Source organism: Hyphomicrobium sp. B1, assembly GCF_049532635.1.
Lineage (GTDB): Bacteria > Pseudomonadota > Alphaproteobacteria > Rhizobiales > Hyphomicrobiaceae > Hyphomicrobium_B.
In genome coordinates, this window is record NZ_CP134871.1 from 1,187,360 (window position 1) to 1,205,228 (window position 17,869).

A 17,869-nucleotide genomic window follows, 5' to 3' on the forward strand; every position below is an offset into this window, starting at 1 on the left:
CGACATGTTCCAGTGCAGGCTATGACAATCTTTTGTGGAGCAAGGCGAGAGCATGAACATTCACGAGTACCAGGCGAAAGAGCTTTATCGTCAGTACGCGGTCCCGACACCGAATGGTTTTCCCGCTTTCTCGGTCGAAGAAGCCGTTGCCGCAGCAAAAAAACTTCCCGGTCCGGTCTGGGTCGTCAAAGCTCAGATTCACGCGGGCGGCCGCGGCAAAGGCAAGTTCAAGGAAGCCTCAGCCGGAGACAAAGGCGGCGTCCGTCTCGCCAAGTCGCTGGAGGAAGTCGAAACCTTCGCTAAGGAGATGCTCGGAAACACGCTCGTCACGGTCCAGACCGGACCGGCGGGCCGCGTCGTCAATCGCCTCTATATAGAAGACGGCTCCGCCATCGAGCGTGAGCTTTATCTCTCGGCCCTCGTCGATCGCGCGACCTCGCGCGTCGCGTTCATCGTCAGCCAGGCGGGCGGCATGAACATCGAGGATGTTGCGCACGACACTCCGGAAAAGATCCACACGCTGACGATTGATCCCGCGACCGGATACCAGCCATTCCACGGACGCAAGGTCGCCTTCGCGCTGGGCCTCACGGGCGATCAGGTGAAGACCTGTGGAAAGCTTGTTGAGAACCTGTTCAAGATGGTCGTCGAGAAGGACATGAGCCTGCTCGAAATCAACCCGCTCGTCGTCACTAAGGATGGCAAGCTCATCTGCCTCGACGGCAAGATGGATTTCGATTCAAATGCGCTCTATCGCCATCCCGAAATCGTCGCCATGCGCGACCTCGGCGAAGAAGACCCGACCGAAATCGAAGCCTCGAAATACGATCTCGCCTTCGTCAAGCTCGACGGCAACATCGGCTGCCTCGTGAACGGCGCGGGCCTTGCCATGGCGACCATGGACATCATCAAGCTTTATGGCGCCGAGCCTGCGAACTTCCTCGACGTCGGCGGCGGCGCATCGAAGGAAAAAGTCCAGGCAGCCTTCAAGCTCATTCTCGAAGATCCGGCCGTCAAAGGCATCCTGGTCAATATCTTCGGCGGCATCATGCGTTGCGATATCATCGCTGAAGGCGTCGTCGCCGCTGCCCGCGAGATGGCGATCAACGTCCCGCTCGTCGTCCGCCTGGAGGGCACGAACGTCGATCTGGGCAAAAAAATCCTGAAGGAGTCGGGCCTTAAGATCATTCCGGCCGACGATCTCGCCGACGCGGCCAAGAAAATCACCGATCAGCTCAAGCAGCCCGCTTAAACCGGGGGTCGAACGCGCTAGGAGCAGCAATTTCGATGCTCCTGGTACGTCAGTTCTACTTGCTGCACCGCAAAAAATGCGCGACATTTAGGCCTAAGAAGGCCAAGAACAACGCGGGGATGGAATGTCTATTCTTGTCGACAAGAATACGAAGGTCATTTGCCAAGGCATTACTGGTAGTCAGGGAACCTTTCACACCAAGCAGGCGCGTGCCTACGGCACCGAAATCGTCGGCGGCGTAACGCCCGGCAAGGGCGGCTCCAAGCACCCTGACGCCGAACTCGCCGACATTCCGTTGTTCGATAGCGTTGGCGAAGCGGTCGCCAAGACGGGTGCCACCGCAACCTCGATCTACGTTCCCCCGCCCTTCGCGGCCGACGCCATTCTCGAAGCCATCGACGCTGGCGTACCGCTGATCGTCTGCATCACCGAGGGCATTCCGGTGATGGACATGGTCCGCGTCAAGCGCGCGCTCGACGGTTCGAAATCGCGCCTTGTCGGACCCAACTGCCCCGGACTTCTCACCCCCGATCAATGCAAGATCGGCATCATGCCCGGAAACATTTTCAAGAATGGCTCGGTCGGCATTGTATCGCGCTCGGGAACGCTCACATATGAAGCCGTAAAGCAGACGACGGACGTTGGCCTCGGGCAGACGACGGCCGTCGGCATTGGCGGCGACCCCGTCAAAGGTACGGAATTCATCGACGTCCTCGACATGTTCCTCTCCGACGACGAAACGCAGTCGATCATCATGATCGGCGAAATCGGCGGCTCCGCCGAAGAGGATGCGGCTGACTTTCTCATCCAGGAAGCAAAAAAGGGCCGCAAAAAGCCGATGGCAGGCTTCATTGCCGGCGTGACGGCGCCTCCCGGCCGCCGCATGGGCCACGCGGGCGCGATCATCTCCGGCGGTAAGGGCAAGGCGGAAGACAAGCTTGCGGCGATGAAAGCTGCGGGCATTGCCATTGCGCCGAGCCCCGCCGCGCTCGGCCGTACTCTTGTCGAAGTCTTGAAGGCTTAAGGTCGCCGAAATAACCGAGCCGTAAGACTGGCGGCGTTATCAGTCCGGTCACTGTCCGCGTCATCCAGAGCATCGAGGCAACGCTCTTGGAGAATGAATAAGGACGAACGACATGGCACGAAACGGCCAGAATGAAGCGTTCCTGCGCACCTCTTTTCTGAGCGCGGCCAACGCCCCCTATATCGAAGACATGCAGGCTGAGTATGAGCGCAACCCCGGCGCCGTCAGCGACGAGTGGCGCCGATTTTTCGAAAGCATCAAGGAAGCGCCCACACAACTGACGGGATACGCGGGCGGACCCGCCTGGGCGCCGCCGCTGTCCGCGCTTCTCGAGGAAAGCGGTACCGATAAAGATCTCGTCGGCGCGCTGACCGGCGATTACGGCGAGACCGAGCGGACCATCCGCGACAAGATCGAACGCCGCGCGCAGATCTCAGGCTTCGAAATGACGCCCGCGGCGTCGCTCCGGGCGACGCAGGATTCGATCCGCGCACTGATGTTGATCCGCGCCTATCGCGTCATCGGTCACTTGGCGGCTGACCTCGATCCGCTCGGCCTCGCCGACCGCCGCGTCCATCGCGAATTGCTGCCGGAGACCTACGGCTTCACCGACGCCGACCTTGACCGCCCGATCTTCATCGACCGCGTCATGGGCCTCGAAACCGCAACGATGCGTCAGATCCTGACCATCCTGCGCCGGACCTACTGCCGCAAGATCGGCGTCCAGTTCACCCACATCACCGACCCGACGCAAAAGGGCTGGATTCAAGAACGCATCGAAGGCCCGGAAAAGGATGTGCGCTTCACGCCGGAAGGCCAGAAAGCCATCCTGAAGAAGCTCATCGAAACGGAAACGTTCGAGAAGTTCTGCGATATCAAATATACCGGCACCAAGCGCTTCGGCCTCGACGGCGCGGAATCAATCATTCCGGCGCTTGAGCAGATCATCAAGCGCGGCGGTCATTTGGGCGTGCAGGAAATCGCCATGGGCATGGCCCATCGCGGCCGCCTCAACGTGCTCGCCAATGTCATGTCAAAGCCGCTGCGCGCGATCTTCAAAGAATTCAAAGGCGGTTCCTTCAAGCCCGACGACGTCGAAGGCTCAGGCGACGTGAAATATCACCTCGGCGCCTCTTCCGACCGCATGTTCGACGGCAACAGCGTGCATCTTTCGCTGACCGCGAACCCATCGCATCTCGAAATCGTCGATCCTGTGGTGCTCGGCAAAGTGCGAGCCAAGCAGGATCAGCGCAACTGCCCGAGTAACGATCGCACCGCCGTGATGCCGCTTCTCATTCACGGCGACGCAGCGTTCGCGGGTCAGGGCGTCGTCGCGGAATGCTTCGGCCTGTCAGGCTTGCGCGGCCACCGCACCGGCGGCTCGATCCACTTCATCATCAACAATCAGATCGGCTTCACGACCGCGCCGCATCACTCGCGCTCGTCGCCCTATTGCTCCGACGTCGCCCTGATGATCGAAGCCCCGATCTTCCACGTCAACGGCGACAGCCCCGAAGCCGTCGTTCACGTCGCCAAGATCGCGACCGAGTTCCGTCAGCGCTTCCAGAAGCCTGTCGTCATCGACATGTTCTGCTATCGCCGCCACGGCCACAACGAAGCCGATGAGCCGCTGTTCACGCAGCCGGCGATGTACAAGCGGATCAAGTCGCATCCGACGGTCGTCGACATCTATTCGAAAGATCTGATCGACGAAGGCATCATCACGCAGGCCGAATTCACCGCGATGAAGGACGAGGTTCGCGGCAACCTCGACAACGAATTTTCGTTCTCCGACGGCTACAAGCCGAACAAGGCCGACTGGCTCGATGGCCGCTGGTCGGGCATCACCCGCCCCGACAGCGACGACTGGCGCGGCAATACCGGCGTCGAGATCGAAACGCTCAAAGACATCGGCCATCGCGTCACGACGATCCCGAACGACTTCCACATTCACAAGACCGTCGGCAAACTGATCGAACGCCGCCGCGAGATGATCGACACCGGCCAGGGCATCGACTGGGCCATGGCCGAGCACATGGCCTTCGCCTCGCTGCTGATGGAAGGCTTCCGTGTTCGCCTGTCCGGCCAGGATTGCGAGCGCGGCACCTTCTCGCAACGCCATGCCGTGTTCATCGACCAGGAAAGCGAACGCCGTTTCTCGCCGCTGAAGCACTTGTCGCCGAACCAGGCGCGCTTCGAGATCGTCAACTCGATGCTGTCGGAAGAAGCCGTTCTCGGTTTCGAATATGGCTACTCGCTCGCTGAGCCCAACGCGCTGACGCTGTGGGAAGCCCAGTTCGGCGACTTCGCCAATGGCGCCCAGGTGATCTTCGATCAGTTTCTGTCGTCGGGCGAACGCAAGTGGCTGCGCATGTCGGGCCTCGTCTGCCTGCTGCCGCACGGCTACGAAGGCCAGGGTCCGGAGCATTCGTCGGCTCGCCTCGAACGCTATCTGCAGCTTTCCGCGGAAGACAACTGGCAGGTCGCCAACTGTTCGACGCCTGCGAACTATTTTCATATTCTGCGGCGTCAGCTGCACCGGAATTTCCGCAAGCCGCTGATCCTGATGACGCCGAAGTCGTTGCTTCGTCACAAGCGTGTCGTCTCGAAGATCGAGGATTTCGGTCCGGCCACCAGCTTCCACCGGCTGCTGTGGGACGATGCCGAGCGCGGCTCGTCGTCGATCACGCTGAAGCCCGACGCCGAGATCAAGCGTGTCGTGATCTGCACCGGCAAAGTCTATTACGATCTTCTCGAAGCGCGCGACGCCAAGGGCCTCGACGACGTCTACATCCTGCGCGTCGAGCAGCTTTATCCCTTCCCGGCCCGCGCCCTCATCAACGAGCTTGGCCGCTTCAAGTTCGCCGAGATCGTCTGGTGTCAGGAAGAGCCCAAAAACATGGGCGCGTGGTACTTCATGGACGCCAATATCGAGTGGGTTTTGAACCATCTCGGCTACATCCACCGCCGCCCGCGGTACGCCGGACGACCAGCGTCGGCCGCCACCGCAACCGGATTGCTTTCGCAGCACATCAAGGAGCAGACAGCGCTCGTTGCCGACGCGCTGGGAATTTGAAACGCATTTCGCGACCGGCTCCCTGAAGGGGGAACGCCGGTCGCAACAAAAAAGTATCCCGCGATTGGCGGCCGGCTCGACGAAGGAGAGTCGCCAATCGCAAACAAGAAGAGGCTAAAGGATGTCGATCGAGATCCGCGTTCCCACGCTCGGAGAGAGCGTTACGGAAGCGACTGTAGGCAAGTGGTTCAAGAATGCGGGCGATGCAGTCACTGCGGATGAACCGCTTGTCGAACTGGAAACCGACAAAGTGACCGTCGAAGTTCCGGCACCCGCCAGCGGCGTTCTCGGCGAAATTCTGGTGCAATCGGGCTCGACCGTCGAAGTCGGCGCGCTGCTGGCGGCCTTGAACGAAGGCGGTGCCGCGGCGGCTCCGGCAAAAAGCGAAGCCAAAGCCGCTCCGCCTCCGCCGCCTCAAGCAGCGCCCGCTCCTGCTGCGGCTCAAGCCCCACCTCCGCCGCCACCGCCTGCAGCCCAGAAGGCCCTCACCGAAGCAGGTCTCGAGGCATCCGACATTCAAGGCTCCGGCCGCCGCGGCCAGGTGCTGAAGGAAGACGTCTTGGCAGCGGTCGCGTCATCGGCGCGTCCCGCCGCCCCGCCGCCGGTACATGAAGCCGCTCCGGCAACGAACGTCGTCGCGATCCCGACCGCTCCCGCCTTGAAAGCCGTCCCGCAGGAAACGCGCCTGCCGTCGCCCGGCAACGACGTCGCCCGCGAAGAGCGCGTGAAGATGACAAGGCTGCGCCAGACCATTGCCCGCCGCCTGAAGGACGCCCAAAACACCGCCGCCATGCTGACGACGTTCAACGACGTCGATATGAGCGCGGTGATGGCGCTGCGCTCGCAGTACAAAGATATTTTCGAGAAGCGCTACGGCGTGAAGCTCGGCTTCATGGGCCTGTTCGTGAAGGCCTGCATCCAGGCCCTGCGCGATGTCCCCGCGGTCAATGCCGAGATCGACGGCGATGAGCTGATCTACAAGAATTACTATCACATCGGCGTCGCCGTCGGCACCGAGAAGGGCCTTGTCGTGCCGGTCGTCCGCGACGCCGACCGTTTGAGCCTCGCGGGCATCGAGCAGCAGATCAACGAATTCGGCAAGCGCGCCCGCGATGGCCGCCTCTCCATCGAAGACATGCAGGGCGGCACGTTCACGATCTCGAACGGCGGCGTCTACGGCTCGCTGATGTCGACACCAATCCTGAACGCACCGCAATCCGGCATCCTGGGCATGCACCGCATCGAGGAACGCCCGGTCGTCAGGAAGGGCCAGATCGTTGCGCGCCCGATGATGTATCTCGCGCTCTCCTACGATCACCGTATCGTCGACGGCAAAGAAGCCGTCACCTTCCTGGTCCGCGTCAAGGAATGCCTGGAAGACCCGCAGCGCTTCATCCTGGAGCTCTGAGCTCAAACAGAATGAGTGACGAGAGTGACAGGCCAGCATGGGACGATGACGAAGGTCAGCGCCTCGTCGGGAAGATAGTATTGGTTGGCATTACCTATATGGAGCCCGATTACGAGACGGTGATACGTCAAGAACAATACTTCGGTACGATAGTGTCGGCAGATTCGATGCGCGGATTCCAAATAGATTGCATGGGCGGATTGGCAGGAACCACTAAGTTTTTGCCGCCTGATCTACGGTCGTTGCGCGCCGCAGCGCCCGGTGAATATCGATTGAGGTCTACGGGTGAAATTGTCGTCAATCCAGATGTGATTTCCACTTGGACTTTAAGCAAAGAAAAGAAATAGAGCGATAGCTCGGACAGCGGAATGTGAAATGAGCTATGATCTGATCGTTATTGGCACCGGCCCCGGCGGTTACGTGTGCGCCATCCGCGCTGCTCAGCTCGGCATGAAAGTCGCCGTCGTCGAAAAGCGCGCGACGTTCGGTGGAACGTGCCTCAACATCGGCTGTATCCCCTCGAAATCGCTGCTCCACGCCTCGCACTGCTACGACGAAGCGAAGCACGAATTCGCGTCGATGGGCATCGGCACCGTTCCCACGCTCGATCTCGCCAAGATGCAGGCGTTCAAGCGCGAAGGCGTCAAAGGCAATACCGACGGCGTCGCTTACCTTCTGAAGAAGAACAAAATCGATCATCACTTCGGCACTGGCCGCATCGTGAAGTCCGGTCAGGTCGCAGTCACCTCACCCGGCGGTGACACGCAAACGCTTGAAACAAAGTCGATCGTCATCGCGACGGGCTCCGACGTGACCCGCCTGCCGGGCATCGAGATCGATGAGAAGCGCGTCGTCTCGTCGACCGGCGCCCTCGATTTCGAGACCGTACCGAAAAAGCTGCTCGTCGTCGGCGCAGGCGTCATCGGACTTGAGCTGGGCTCTGTCTGGCGTCGTCTCGGCTCGGAAGTTCTCGTCATCGAATATCTGCCGCGCATTCTGCCCGGCATGGACGCCGAGGTCGCAAAGTCTTTCCAGCGCATCCTCGAAAAGCAGGGCATTGCCTTCCGCCTGTCGAGCAAGGTTGCGGGCGTCGAAACATCCGACACTGGCGTCGTCGCCAAGGTCGAACCCGCAGCAGGTGGTGTCGCCGAAACGGTCGAAGCCGATGCCGTGCTCGTTGCCGTCGGCCGCGTGCCCTACACGGAAGGGTTGGGCCTCGCCGAAGCCGGCATCGCGCTTGACGCCAAGAAACGCGTGCTGGTTGACGGCTACTATCAGACCAATGTTACCGGCGTTTTCGCAATTGGCGATGTCATCGCCGGTCCGATGCTCGCGCACAAGGCCGAGGACGAAGGCGTCGCCGTCGCCGAGATCATCGCCGGTCAGGCGGGCCACGTGAACTACGATGTGATCCCGAGCGTCATCTATACAAGTCCGGAGGTCGCGAGCGTCGGCAAGACCGAAGAGGAACTGAAGGCCGCAGGCATCGCCTACAACGTCGGCAAGTTTCCGTTCACCGCCAACGGCCGCGCCAAGGCGATCAATCAGACGGCGGGCTTCGTGAAAATCCTGGCGGACGCGACGACCGATCGCGTGCTCGGCGTCCACATCATCGGCGCCGTCGCAGGCGAATTGATCGCCGAAGCGTGCGTGCTGATGGAATTCTCAGGCTCGGCCGAAGATCTCGCCCGCACCTGCCACGCGCACCCGACCTTCTCCGAAGCGATGAAAGAAGCCGCCCTTGCCGTCGCCAAGCGCGCGATTCATTTCTGACGCCGCTACCGCCACACCCACCGTCATCCCAGCGAAGGCCGGGATCCAGTCGAACCTCGGCTCCAAAATGCCGATTGGGAGCGTGAGTTGGGGCTTGCGTCGAGGTTCCAGCCTCGCCTTGCTGCGCTAGGGCGAGGCCGGGAACAGACGGAGCTTCTGAAGCTCCATTCAGCGAATCCGCATCAATGACTTTCGCTTGATGCTTTCGGCAAACATGGGCGTCTCCCGGCGATTATGATCGCCTCCAGCCGTTTGCCGTGCCTGCGCCGCATCCTCAAACGAAATGTTGTGTTCCTTGATGAACGCCATGAACTCTTCGGTCGGATGCGCGATGACGCTATTCGTAAATTCGCAGCTCATCGCGCTGATCGGCTTGATACTCAGGTCCCAAATAACTTGAACAGTCGTGTGACCGTTCGGCGAGAAGGCATCTGATATCGAAACCATGTGGCAGTGGAGAGGGTCGGTGATCTCGCCGACGTACTGCTGAATCATCAACGTGCCTCCGATTCTCTCGACGTTGATGGACATTTTGCGTCCGTCATCTGTCGTCGTGAAACCGGCGGTGATGTGATCGGGCGCACAACACCTGCGATATTCGTACATGGGCAGGTTGAACAGCCAATCAGCGATATCGAGACCGTCTGCCGGAACATCGAGAACGTGGCTGAAAGCCGATTTGGATAGAACAAGATCCGACAGAACTTTGGTCGACATTTGAAGGTCCTCATGTGTTGCAAGCGCTGAGGACAAATGCGCGTAAATCGCGGAGCAATCTTTCGATATTCGATGCGCTTTATCTTATCCGCACGATGCCATTGCAGATCGGCCTATAATGCGGCTGCTCAACTTTGCGGATGCCATGTCTTTTCTGGCTGACACGCAGGCCGAATTTAAAATATGACCGCAGATGACAAAGGCCCGTTGCCCACATGTCGATCATCGCCGCATGTCGCAGCGAATGAAGCGCTCTATTTGCCGAAAGTAATACGACCATGGAAATCTACGTCGATGCGGATGCGTGTCCGGTGAAGGCCGAAGTCCTCCGCGTCGCCACCCGCCATGATCTCATCGTGCACATGGTCTCGAACAGCTGGATGCGGCTGGAGGAAAGTCCGCTCATCAAGCGCGTGATCGTCGGTGACGGCGCGGACGCCGCCGATGATTGGATCGCCGAGCATGTCACGCCCTCGGACATCGTCGTAACGGCGGATATCCCACTCGCGGCACGTGCCCTGAAAGCCGGTGCCCAATGTATCGGTCCGACAGGAAAGCCATTCAGCGACGCGAACATCGGCATGGCCGTCGCGATGAGAGACATGCAGCGCCACCTTCGCGAAACCGGCGAGAGCCGCGGCTACAACGCGTCCTTCACGCCTCGCGACCGTTCCCAGTTTCTTCAAGCTCTCGAAAATGCAGTGCAGGCCGGATTGCGTCGACCCGCATGACAGGCGTCGCGCTGGGCGGCCGGCGCGCGGAACGCGTGTCGCCCGGCGCCAAACACTTAAAAAAACTTATCCCCGCTCTCTGAACCGCCCGCATACTCGCCTCGTCTTGCCGCGTGCGAAGGGCTCTAGGCTCGAGCTGGGATCCTGAGGGCGGTGGGAGCGTGCCGGACTGCCGGGGCCCATCAGCTGGAACCGGGGTCGTCTGCCGGCCGCGGTAGCCCCAAGGGGCGCCGGGGTTCAACGCCCGTTCGAAATCTCGGAATGCGCGGGCGGATGGCGGTGTCGACGGTTCGAAATGGGGGCCCACCCTCGTTGCACGTCGCGGATCGGCGAAGGCTGCATCCCGAACAGACAAACAAAAACGCGAGGCGTCGCCGATCTGCCCCTTCGCTTTATATTTGGCCATCGGCGACTCCGCTACGTGGAGCCGGCCGCCGATGGCCGTAGGCTATCACGTCCGATACGAGAAGCATCGGAGTCCGGGGAGTTTTTTACTTCGTGTCGCCCGAAGTACCCCCCGAAGTACCCGACGTCCCTGGCGATGCGCCGGTCGCGGCATTCGACGACATCTTGTCGTGCAGCTCCTTGACCATCGCCAAATGATGTTCGAGCGTCGGCAGCGTCTTTTCGGCAAAGCTCTTCACGGGACCGGCCGGACCATTGGCAGAGTAATCTTTGAACAAGCCAACCGCATCTTTGTGCGCCGAAAGCTGTTCATCGACATACGCCGCATCAAAACCATTCTCGGTCGTGAACACGCGAAGTTTGGCGTATTTGGCCGTGTGCGCAATATCGAGCGCATCTTTAGGCGCCTCGATTTTCGCCTCGGCGAGGCTCGCCTTGAAGTCCTGTCCGGCCTTCGTGTGGTCGTCGATCATTTGCTGGGCAAAGCTTTTGACGTCGGCCGCTTTGCCGTATTTGAGCTCAAGTTGGCTCGTGTCGATCTCGAATTTATTGGCCACCGCGACCTTGTCGATAAAGTCTTGCGTGGCTTGGGGCACGGTGTCCGCAACGGCTGTTGCGGCGGTGAGCATGAAAATGCCTAGGGCGAGCAGTTCCCGGCGCATGGCAGCGTCTCCTCTAACGAGCTGGCAGCCAAGCAACTTTACCGACGATGCTTCGTTCCGTAGAAAAATACGCCCATTTGTGAAAATGCCGTCGACGAAGCAATCGCCGCCGGCTCCCGCGAGTTGGCGTCTCTCACTCGACCGGCGTCACCGTGTAGCCGGATTGGCGCAACAGCGCGACGAGCCCTGTCGGGCCCGGCAGATGCAGCGCGCCAACCGCAATGAAGGCGTTACCCTTATCGAGCAGCGGCAGCGCGGCATCGCGCATCCGAGCGTTGCGGTCGACGAGCAGCGATTTCTTGAAGCCGTCAAACACCGATGGCGAAATTCCGCTCTGCGCCGCCAGCGCCAATTGGAACGGCATTGCGGCACCGATCTGCCGCTTGACGTACATCTGCACCAGCGTTTCCGTCATGTCGTCGGCGCGATCGAGATATTTCAACCCGACTTTGAGCATCGCGATTTGCTGATCGTCGGGAACGGAGGCAAGCGCGCTGAGCTGATCCTCGATCGTCTCAAGTCCCGTGATGGCGATGCCATGCTTTTGCGCTTCCGCCGCCACCTGCAGATCGAGTACCGTCTTGCCGGCAGCGAGCTGCTTCCTCTCGCAGTCCGAAGTGGCGAGCAGCATGCTGACGAGCCAGGGCTTCATCGATGCCGCCAGCTCGCCGGGCATGCCGGCTTTCGCCACGGTCTGCTGAACGTCCTTATATTCCTGGTCGGTGAGATCCTTTTTGAGCGACTCGCCATTCGTATAAACGATGAGCGCCGCCATCTTGGTCATCGCTGCGGCGACCGCTTTGTCCGAGAGATCGGCCACTTCGAGCGCGACCGATTTCGATTGCGCAATGTCCTCTTTGACCGTTGGCGACAGCGTCGCAACGCGCGGATCGCTGAGATGCATGGTGCCGAACAGATAGGAGGTCGGGACGCCCGGCTTATCTATTTTCCAGAGCATCGCTTGCGTGTTGGGAAGCGCGTCGCTCTCGGCCATCACCTTTTTGTAGATGTCGGGAGTCTTGGCCTGCATCTCAGCCAGCATGTCGGCGCCCTGGCATCGCGCTGGAGCGTCGTCGGCGAAAGCAATCCTCGGGCCGAGCGAAAGAAATGCCAGCACACTGACGATATGACCAATGAAACGTAGGTTACGTGAAAACGTCATGGGTACTCGCAAACGAAACAGCAGATGAATGTCAGCGCCGCGCCGCCCGTGGATGGGCCTGGTCGTAAACGGCCAGCAGCCGGTCTCGATTGACCTCAGTATAGACTTGTGTCGTCGACAGTGAGGCGTGACCTAAAAGCTCCTGAATTTGGCGTAAATCGGCCCCCGCTGAAAGTAAATGCGTGGCGAACGAGTGGCGCAGAGCATGCGGCGTCGCAGTATCCGGTAAGCCAAGTGTCCGCCGCAGTTTTTCCATCGCGAGCTGGATGAGCCGGGGCGACAACGGGCCGCCCCTGGCACCCCGAAACAGCGGGCCATCGGGCTCAAGCGGATAGGGACAAAGCCCCATGTACACGGTGATCGCGTCCGACACGACGGCCAGTGCTGGGACGAGCCGTTCTTTGCCGCCCTTGCCGCGGATGTGCATGATATCGCGGCCATTGATCGGAGCGGTCTTCGGCGTGAGACTCAGGGCTTCGCTGATGCGCAAACCGGCGCCGTAGAGCAGCAGTAGCACCGCCGTATCGCGCGCCGCGATCCATTCTTTTTCTTCATCGCTCGCATCCCGTCCGATCAGGGACGCTGCACCTTCGACCGTCAGCGGCTTCGGAATCGAATGCGGAATTTTTGGCGCTGCGACTTGCAAAACGGCCCGGTTTTGCACTGTATCTTCGCGTTCGAGCCATCGAAAGAATGTCCTCAGCGCCGACAGCGATCGCGCGAGGGATCGCGATGTCAAACCGGCCTTGCGCCGGTTTGCCAGAAAGGCACGAAGGGTTCGCGCGTCGAGCCGTTCGAGATCGGCAAGGCACGGCGGATGCCCGAGATACGATTTGAGGAAGGCAAGAAACTGCCGGGCGTCGCGCGCATAGGCCTCCCGCGTCGCCGCGCTCTGCCCCCGCTCGATGACGATATGATCGAGCCATCCCTCGACCACGCGCTTGAGGTCGCCACCGAGCGGCAGCTCCGCGTCGCCTGCCAGAATGTCGTCGAGCGATTGTGCCACCGGCCCCACCTTAAGAAGCCTCCCGACCCTTCGCAGGTTCGGTTAACAAGCCGTTAACAGCAACTTAAAGCAGCTTGCCGGGGTTCAAAATCGCCTTGGGATCGAGGGCTTTTTTGATCGCCCGCATCATGTCGAGCTCGACCTCGGACTTATAGCGCTTCAGCACGTCGCGCTTCATTTGCCCGATGCCGTGCTCGGCCGAGATCGAGCCGCCAAGCTCGGTGACGAGTTCGAAGATCGCGTCCGACATGATATCCCACAGCGCCAGATATTGCGCCTTATCCATGTGCTCGGGTTGCGTGACGTTGTAATGCAGGTTGCCGTCGCCGAAATGTCCGAATGGGACAGGGCGCGCTCCCGGACAAACGCCATCGACCACTTTCGCGGCGCGCTGAAGGAATTCGGGAATGCGCGCGATCGGCACCGAGATGTCGTGCTTGATGCTGCCGCCCGCACCTTTTTGCGCTTCCGAAAACGCCTCGCGCAGCCGCCAGAAATCTTCCGCCTGCCGAAGCGAGCGGGCAATGGTGGCGTCGCGAATGAACCCCTGGCCATGCGCCGATGTCAGCAGCGGCTCAATGGTGTTCGCAATTCGCGTGCCCTTGCCGCCATGCGACAGCTCGATCAGTGCGTACCACGGATAATCGTCGGTGAACGGATCGCGCACGTTCGGCATGTATTTGAGTGCAAACTCTTGCGCCCGATGCGCCCAGAGTTCGAACGCCGTCAATGACGAGCCCGCTTCGGACTCGGCGCGGCGGAAAAGTTTCATCGCGGCGTCCGGCGTGTCGAAGGCGACGATGGCCGTCTCACGCTCGGCGGGCATCGGGAACAGCTTGAGGCTCGCAGCGGTAATGATGCCGAGCGTTCCCTCCGATCCGATCAGAAGATCGCGCAGATCATAACCGGTGTTGTCTTTCTTAAGGCGCCGGAGGCCGTGCCAGATGCGTCCGTCCGCCAGCACCGCTTCGAGACCGAGCGCGAGACTGCGCGCATTGCCGTAGGCGAGAACAGCGGTGCCGCCCGCATTTGTCGCCAGCACGCCGCCGATCTGCGCACTGCCCTCGGAAGCCAGACTCAATGGAAAAAGCCGGCCCGCATTTTTTGCAGCATTTTGCGCTTCAGTGAGCGTCACGCCCGCTTCGACGATCATCGTGCCGCCGATGGCATCCACGTTGCGGACGGCCTTGAGCCGCTCAAGTGACAGGACGATCTCGCTGCCGTCGCCCGATGGAATCTGTCCGCCGACGAGTCCCGTGTTACCGCCTTGCGGCACGACCGCGACATCCTCGGCATGCGCGAGCGTCAGAATGCGCGAAACCTCATCCGTCGAGCCCGGTCGCAGAACGACCGGCGTCGAACCCGTATAACGGTCGCGCCATTCGTGCAGATATGCGCCTTGATCTTCCGCGCGCGTCAGCGCGTTCGTTTCGCCAACGATTTCAGCAAAACGCGCAATCAAGCTTTCGGATAAGGTTTTTAAGTGCACGTGCTCGTGCCTGCCTCACACGATGGTCTGGCCGGTCTTCTTCCAGTCGTTGACGAAGGCCGCGAGGCCAGCATCCGTCAGTGGATGCTTCACGAGTGACTTCAGAATGGCCGGAGGAATGGTGGCGACATCGGCGCCGATCATGGCTGCTTCTTTGACGTGGTTCACCGTGCGGATCGAGGCCGCCAGAATGTCCGTCGAAAGATCCGGATAATTGTCGTAGATGGTGCGGATCTCGCGAATGACGTCCATACCGTTCAATCCAATATCATCAAGACGGCCGATAAATGGCGAAACGAATGTCGCACCGGCCTTCGCCGCCAGCAGCGCCTGGTTCGCCGAGAAGCACAGCGTCACGTTGACCATCGTGCCCTCGCTCGTCAGCGTCTTGCAGGCTTTGAGCCCGTCCATCGTCAGTGGCACTTTGATCGTCACGTTCTTGGCGATCTTCCGCAGCACTTCCGCTTCCCGCATCATGCTGGCGTAATCCGTCGCCGCCACTTCCGCCGAGACCGGACCCGGCACAACGGCGCAGATCTCCCGAATAATATCCTTGAAATCGCGGCCCGCTTTCGCAACGAGGGTCGGATTCGTCGTGACGCCGTCAAGCAGGCCCGTCGCCGCCAACTCCTTGATCTCGGCCACGTCGGCGGTATCGACGAAGAATTTCATTTCTTTCTCCTCAGCTCGTCCCTTAAGTCTGGGGAATCTGCCTTCCGTGCGCCCCAAGTTAGGGGCAAACCTAGCACGACCGATTCTCGGAGGAAGCTTCTAGTCCGTTGAACGCCCCTTTGGATAGCCTGCTTGAAATCCTGGATAACGGCGCGAACCCCGGCGCCCGCAGCGTGCCGGTATTGATGCCGGTCGCGCTCGACCAGACTTACGACTATCTGGTACCGGAAGGCATGGAAGCAGGCCCCGGATCCTTCGTGCTCGTGCCGTTTGGGCCGCAGACCCGCATTGGCATCGTCTGGGACGGCCCGCGCGGTGATGGCAAGCCGGTCGATCCCAAGAAAATGAAAGCGCTGACCAGCGGCATTGACGCCCCTCCCCTCCCCGAAATTTCCATGCGGTTCGCGGAATGGGTGGCCCGGTACACGCTGGCGCCGCTGGGCATGGTCGTCCGCATGATGATGAGCGCCGATACCGCATTCGAGCCGCCCAAGCATCGCTTTGGCGTCGCGATCGTGGACGGCGCTGCGCCGCCCGCCAAAATGACGCCCGCCCGCACCCGCGTGCTGGATGTGGCCGCCGACGGCCTCGTGCGCGCCAAATCCGATCTCGCCCATCTCGCGGGTTGTTCGACCGGCGTGATCGACGGCCTCGCGGCGGCCGGCATGCTCGTTGAAGTCGCGATCCCCGAGCGCGTCTTCCCGCGCCCCAATCCAGCGCATGCGACGGCGACCTTCACAGCGGACCAGACCCGCGCCGTCGACTCCCTCAAAAGCGCTGTCGATGCGCAGAATTTCTCGGTCACGCTGCTCGATGGCGTGACGGGATCGGGCAAGACGGAAGTCTATTTCGAAGCCGTGGCCCGTGCGCTTGAAGCGGGACAGCAAACGCTCATCCTGCTCCCTGAAATTGCGCTGACGAGCCAGTTTCTCGATCGGTTTGAGCGCCGCTTCGGCGTCCGGCCTGTCGAATGGCATTCGGCTTTGAGCCCCGCCGAACGCGGCCGCATCTGGAAGGGCGTCGCGCGCGGTGACGTGCGTTGCGTCGTCGGCGCTCGTTCCGCGCTCTTCCTGCCGTTTTGCCAGCTCGGCCTGATCGTCGTCGACGAGGAGCATGACCAGGGCTTCAAGCAAGATGATCGCGTGCACTACCAGGGCCGCGACATGGCCGTCGTACGTGGCAGCCTTGGAAAGTTCCCCGTTGTGCTCGCCTCCGCTACGCCATCGATCGAAAGCCACGTCAACGCTCTGATCGGGCGCTATCGCCACGCCGTGCTGCCGGGGCGGTTCTCGGGCGTGGAAATGCCGGACGTCTCCGCAATCGATTTGCGGTCGGAGAAACTGGAACCGGGCAAGTGGCTGTCGCAGCGCCTCGTTCAAGGCATCACCGAGACGATGGAGAAAGGCCAGCAATCGCTGCTCTTTCTCAATCGTCGCGGCTACGCGCCGTTGACGCTTTGCCGGTCCTGCGGCCATCGCCTCGAATGTCCGCAATGTACAGCTTGGCTCGTCGAGCATCGCTTCAAGAAAAAACTGACCTGCCATCATTGCGGCTTTTCGCTCGCGCTGCCCGAGAAGTGCCCGAAGTGCGCGACACCCGGCTCGCTCGTCGCCTGCGGTCCCGGCGTGGAGCGCGTGCAAGAGGAAGTCGCCGAGCGCTTTCCCGATGCGCGCGTCGCACTGCTCTCGTCGGATTTGATTCCCGGCTTGACCGAGATGCGCGAGATCATCCGCAGCATCGAAGCCCGCGAATTCGACATCATCATCGGTACGCAAATCGTCGCCAAGGGCCACAACTTTCCGGGTCTCGCATTGGTCGGTGTCGTCGATGGCGATTTGGGTCTCGCGCATGGCGCCGATCCGCGCGCAGCAGAACGCACGTTCCAGCTTTTGCACCAGGTGACGGGCCGCGCTGGGCGCACGAGCTTCGTCGGTCGTGGCTTGGTGCAAACCTATGCACCCGAACATCCCGTCATGCAGGCGATCGTTGCCGGTGACCGCGACGCCTTCCTGAATTACGAAGTGCGCACGCGGCAGGCCGGCATTTTGCCGCCCTACGGCCGTCTGGCTGCGATCATCATTTCATCGCGCGACAAGGCGCTGACGGAAACCGTCGCGCGCGACATCGCCCGCCGTGCGCCGCAAAGCGAGGCAATCTCAGTTTTGGGCCCGTCGGAGGCGCCGATCTCGGTCGTGCGTGGTCGTTATCGCTGGCGCCTGCTCGTCAAAGCCCCACGCGACGTCGATTTGCAAAGCTATCTGCGCGCCTGGGCTGGAACGATTCCAAAACTGAAATCCGATGTCCGCATCACTGTCGATATCGACCCCTACAATTTCCTTTGAGGCCGCAAATCGCGCGCATCCGCAGGCTCTGCGGCATGTTTGCCATAAGCGCGACGGCATCGTGAGACGCGTCGTTCATGTCATTCCGCGACGGCGTCAAATCGTATAAACGACGTGGGGCTGCACGCCACTCAGGCGCGCCCGAAATGC

The 17,869-nt window shown here is 60.9% G+C and carries 14 protein-coding genes; 8 read left to right on the plus strand and 6 right to left on the minus strand.

What is annotated here, in order from left to right:
- The first annotated feature begins 52 nt into the window (after positions 1-52).
- The 6 genes from sucC (at position 53) to lpdA (ending at position 8,533) form a co-directional block, all read left to right on the plus strand.
- A complete protein-coding gene (gene sucC / locus RLW55_RS05810; protein WP_414464249.1) occupies positions 53-1,252 on the plus strand; it encodes an ADP-forming succinate--CoA ligase subunit beta in 1,200 nt (399 codons plus the stop codon).
- 124 nt (positions 1,253-1,376) lie between these two features.
- Positions 1,377-2,276 carry a succinate--CoA ligase subunit alpha gene (sucD, locus tag RLW55_RS05815; RefSeq protein ID WP_013950125.1) on the plus strand — a complete coding sequence of 300 codons (900 nt, stop codon included), beginning with the start codon at positions 1,377-1,379 and terminating at the stop codon, positions 2,274-2,276.
- A 112-nt stretch (positions 2,277-2,388) separates the two neighbouring features.
- Positions 2,389-5,352: a 2-oxoglutarate dehydrogenase E1 component gene (locus RLW55_RS05820; protein ID WP_409561482.1), complete on the plus strand. Its 2,964-nt coding sequence runs from the start codon at positions 2,389-2,391 to the stop codon at positions 5,350-5,352.
- 121 nt (positions 5,353-5,473) lie between these two features.
- A complete protein-coding gene (gene odhB / locus RLW55_RS05825; RefSeq protein ID WP_423415838.1) occupies positions 5,474-6,760 on the plus strand; it encodes a 2-oxoglutarate dehydrogenase complex dihydrolipoyllysine-residue succinyltransferase in 1,287 nt (428 codons plus the stop codon).
- 11 nt (positions 6,761-6,771) lie between these two features.
- Positions 6,772-7,107: a hypothetical protein gene (locus RLW55_RS05830; protein ID WP_414464246.1), complete on the plus strand. Its 336-nt coding sequence runs from the start codon at positions 6,772-6,774 to the stop codon at positions 7,105-7,107.
- Positions 7,108-7,135: 28 nt separating this feature from the next.
- On the plus strand, positions 7,136-8,533 hold the full coding sequence (gene lpdA, locus RLW55_RS05835; RefSeq protein ID WP_423415839.1) for a dihydrolipoyl dehydrogenase: 1,398 nt from the start codon (positions 7,136-7,138) through the stop codon (positions 8,531-8,533).
- 168 nt (positions 8,534-8,701) lie between these two features.
- Here lpdA and RLW55_RS05840 read toward each other — a convergent pair whose 3' ends face one another.
- Positions 8,702-9,250 (minus strand): hypothetical protein, encoded by a 549-nt coding sequence (locus tag RLW55_RS05840; RefSeq protein WP_423415840.1) that lies wholly within the window; start codon positions 9,248-9,250, stop codon positions 8,702-8,704.
- A 278-nt stretch (positions 9,251-9,528) separates the two neighbouring features.
- Between RLW55_RS05840 and RLW55_RS05845 the strand changes: the two genes are divergently transcribed.
- A complete protein-coding gene (locus tag RLW55_RS05845) occupies positions 9,529-9,981 on the plus strand; it encodes a YaiI/YqxD family protein (RefSeq protein ID WP_409561478.1) in 453 nt (150 codons plus the stop codon).
- A gap of 491 nt (positions 9,982-10,472) precedes the next feature.
- Here the strand turns inward: RLW55_RS05845 and RLW55_RS05850 are convergent, their stop codons facing one another.
- The 5 genes from RLW55_RS05850 to fsa all read right to left on the minus strand — a co-directional run bounded on the left by RLW55_RS05850 (position 10,473) and on the right by fsa (position 15,377).
- On the minus strand, positions 10,473-11,048 hold the full coding sequence (locus RLW55_RS05850) for a DUF4142 domain-containing protein (protein WP_423415841.1): 576 nt from the start codon (positions 11,046-11,048) through the stop codon (positions 10,473-10,475).
- A gap of 133 nt (positions 11,049-11,181) precedes the next feature.
- On the minus strand, positions 11,182-12,210 hold the full coding sequence (locus RLW55_RS05855; RefSeq protein WP_414464241.1) for a TraB/GumN family protein: 1,029 nt from the start codon (positions 12,208-12,210) through the stop codon (positions 11,182-11,184).
- A 31-nt stretch (positions 12,211-12,241) separates the two neighbouring features.
- Positions 12,242-13,216: a tyrosine recombinase XerC gene (locus RLW55_RS05860; RefSeq protein WP_423416383.1), complete on the minus strand. Its 975-nt coding sequence runs from the start codon at positions 13,214-13,216 to the stop codon at positions 12,242-12,244.
- Between the two features lie 64 nt (positions 13,217-13,280).
- Positions 13,281-14,705, minus strand: a complete 1,425-nt coding sequence (locus RLW55_RS05865) for an FAD-binding oxidoreductase (RefSeq protein WP_423415842.1) — start codon at positions 14,703-14,705, stop codon at positions 13,281-13,283.
- Between the two features lie 15 nt (positions 14,706-14,720).
- The gene (fsa, locus tag RLW55_RS05870; RefSeq protein WP_423415843.1) at positions 14,721-15,377 is read right to left on the minus strand and encodes a fructose-6-phosphate aldolase; all 657 of its coding nucleotides are present in this window, start codon (positions 15,375-15,377) and stop codon (positions 14,721-14,723) included.
- Between the two features lie 107 nt (positions 15,378-15,484).
- Here fsa and RLW55_RS05875 point away from each other — a divergent pair, with 107 nt between their 5' ends.
- Positions 15,485-17,719 carry a primosomal protein N' gene (locus tag RLW55_RS05875; protein WP_423415844.1) on the plus strand — a complete coding sequence of 745 codons (2,235 nt, stop codon included), beginning with the start codon at positions 15,485-15,487 and terminating at the stop codon, positions 17,717-17,719.
- The last annotated feature ends 150 nt before the right edge of the window (positions 17,720-17,869 follow it).

Excerpts from the sequence above, each read along its gene's own strand:
- sucC (WP_414464249.1), top strand. The coding sequence starts at position 53 with ATGAACATTCACGAGTACCAGGCGAAAGAGCTTTATCGTCAGTACGCG.
- sucD (WP_013950125.1), top strand. The coding sequence starts at position 1,377 with ATGTCTATTCTTGTCGACAAGAATACGAAGGTCATTTGCCAAGGCATT.
- RLW55_RS05820 (WP_409561482.1), top strand. The coding sequence starts at position 2,389 with ATGGCACGAAACGGCCAGAATGAAGCGTTCCTGCGCACCTCTTTTCTG.
- odhB (WP_423415838.1), top strand. The coding sequence starts at position 5,474 with ATGTCGATCGAGATCCGCGTTCCCACGCTCGGAGAGAGCGTTACGGAA.
- RLW55_RS05830 (WP_414464246.1), top strand. The coding sequence starts at position 6,772 with ATGAGTGACGAGAGTGACAGGCCAGCATGGGACGATGACGAAGGTCAG.
- lpdA (WP_423415839.1), top strand. The coding sequence starts at position 7,136 with ATGAGCTATGATCTGATCGTTATTGGCACCGGCCCCGGCGGTTACGTG.
- RLW55_RS05840 (WP_423415840.1), bottom strand. The coding sequence starts at position 9,250 with ATGTCGACCAAAGTTCTGTCGGATCTTGTTCTATCCAAATCGGCTTTC.
- RLW55_RS05845 (WP_409561478.1), top strand. The coding sequence starts at position 9,529 with ATGGAAATCTACGTCGATGCGGATGCGTGTCCGGTGAAGGCCGAAGTC.
- RLW55_RS05850 (WP_423415841.1), bottom strand. The coding sequence starts at position 11,048 with ATGCGCCGGGAACTGCTCGCCCTAGGCATTTTCATGCTCACCGCCGCA.
- RLW55_RS05855 (WP_414464241.1), bottom strand. The coding sequence starts at position 12,210 with ATGACGTTTTCACGTAACCTACGTTTCATTGGTCATATCGTCAGTGTG.
- fsa (WP_423415843.1), bottom strand. The coding sequence starts at position 15,377 with ATGAAATTCTTCGTCGATACCGCCGACGTGGCCGAGATCAAGGAGTTG.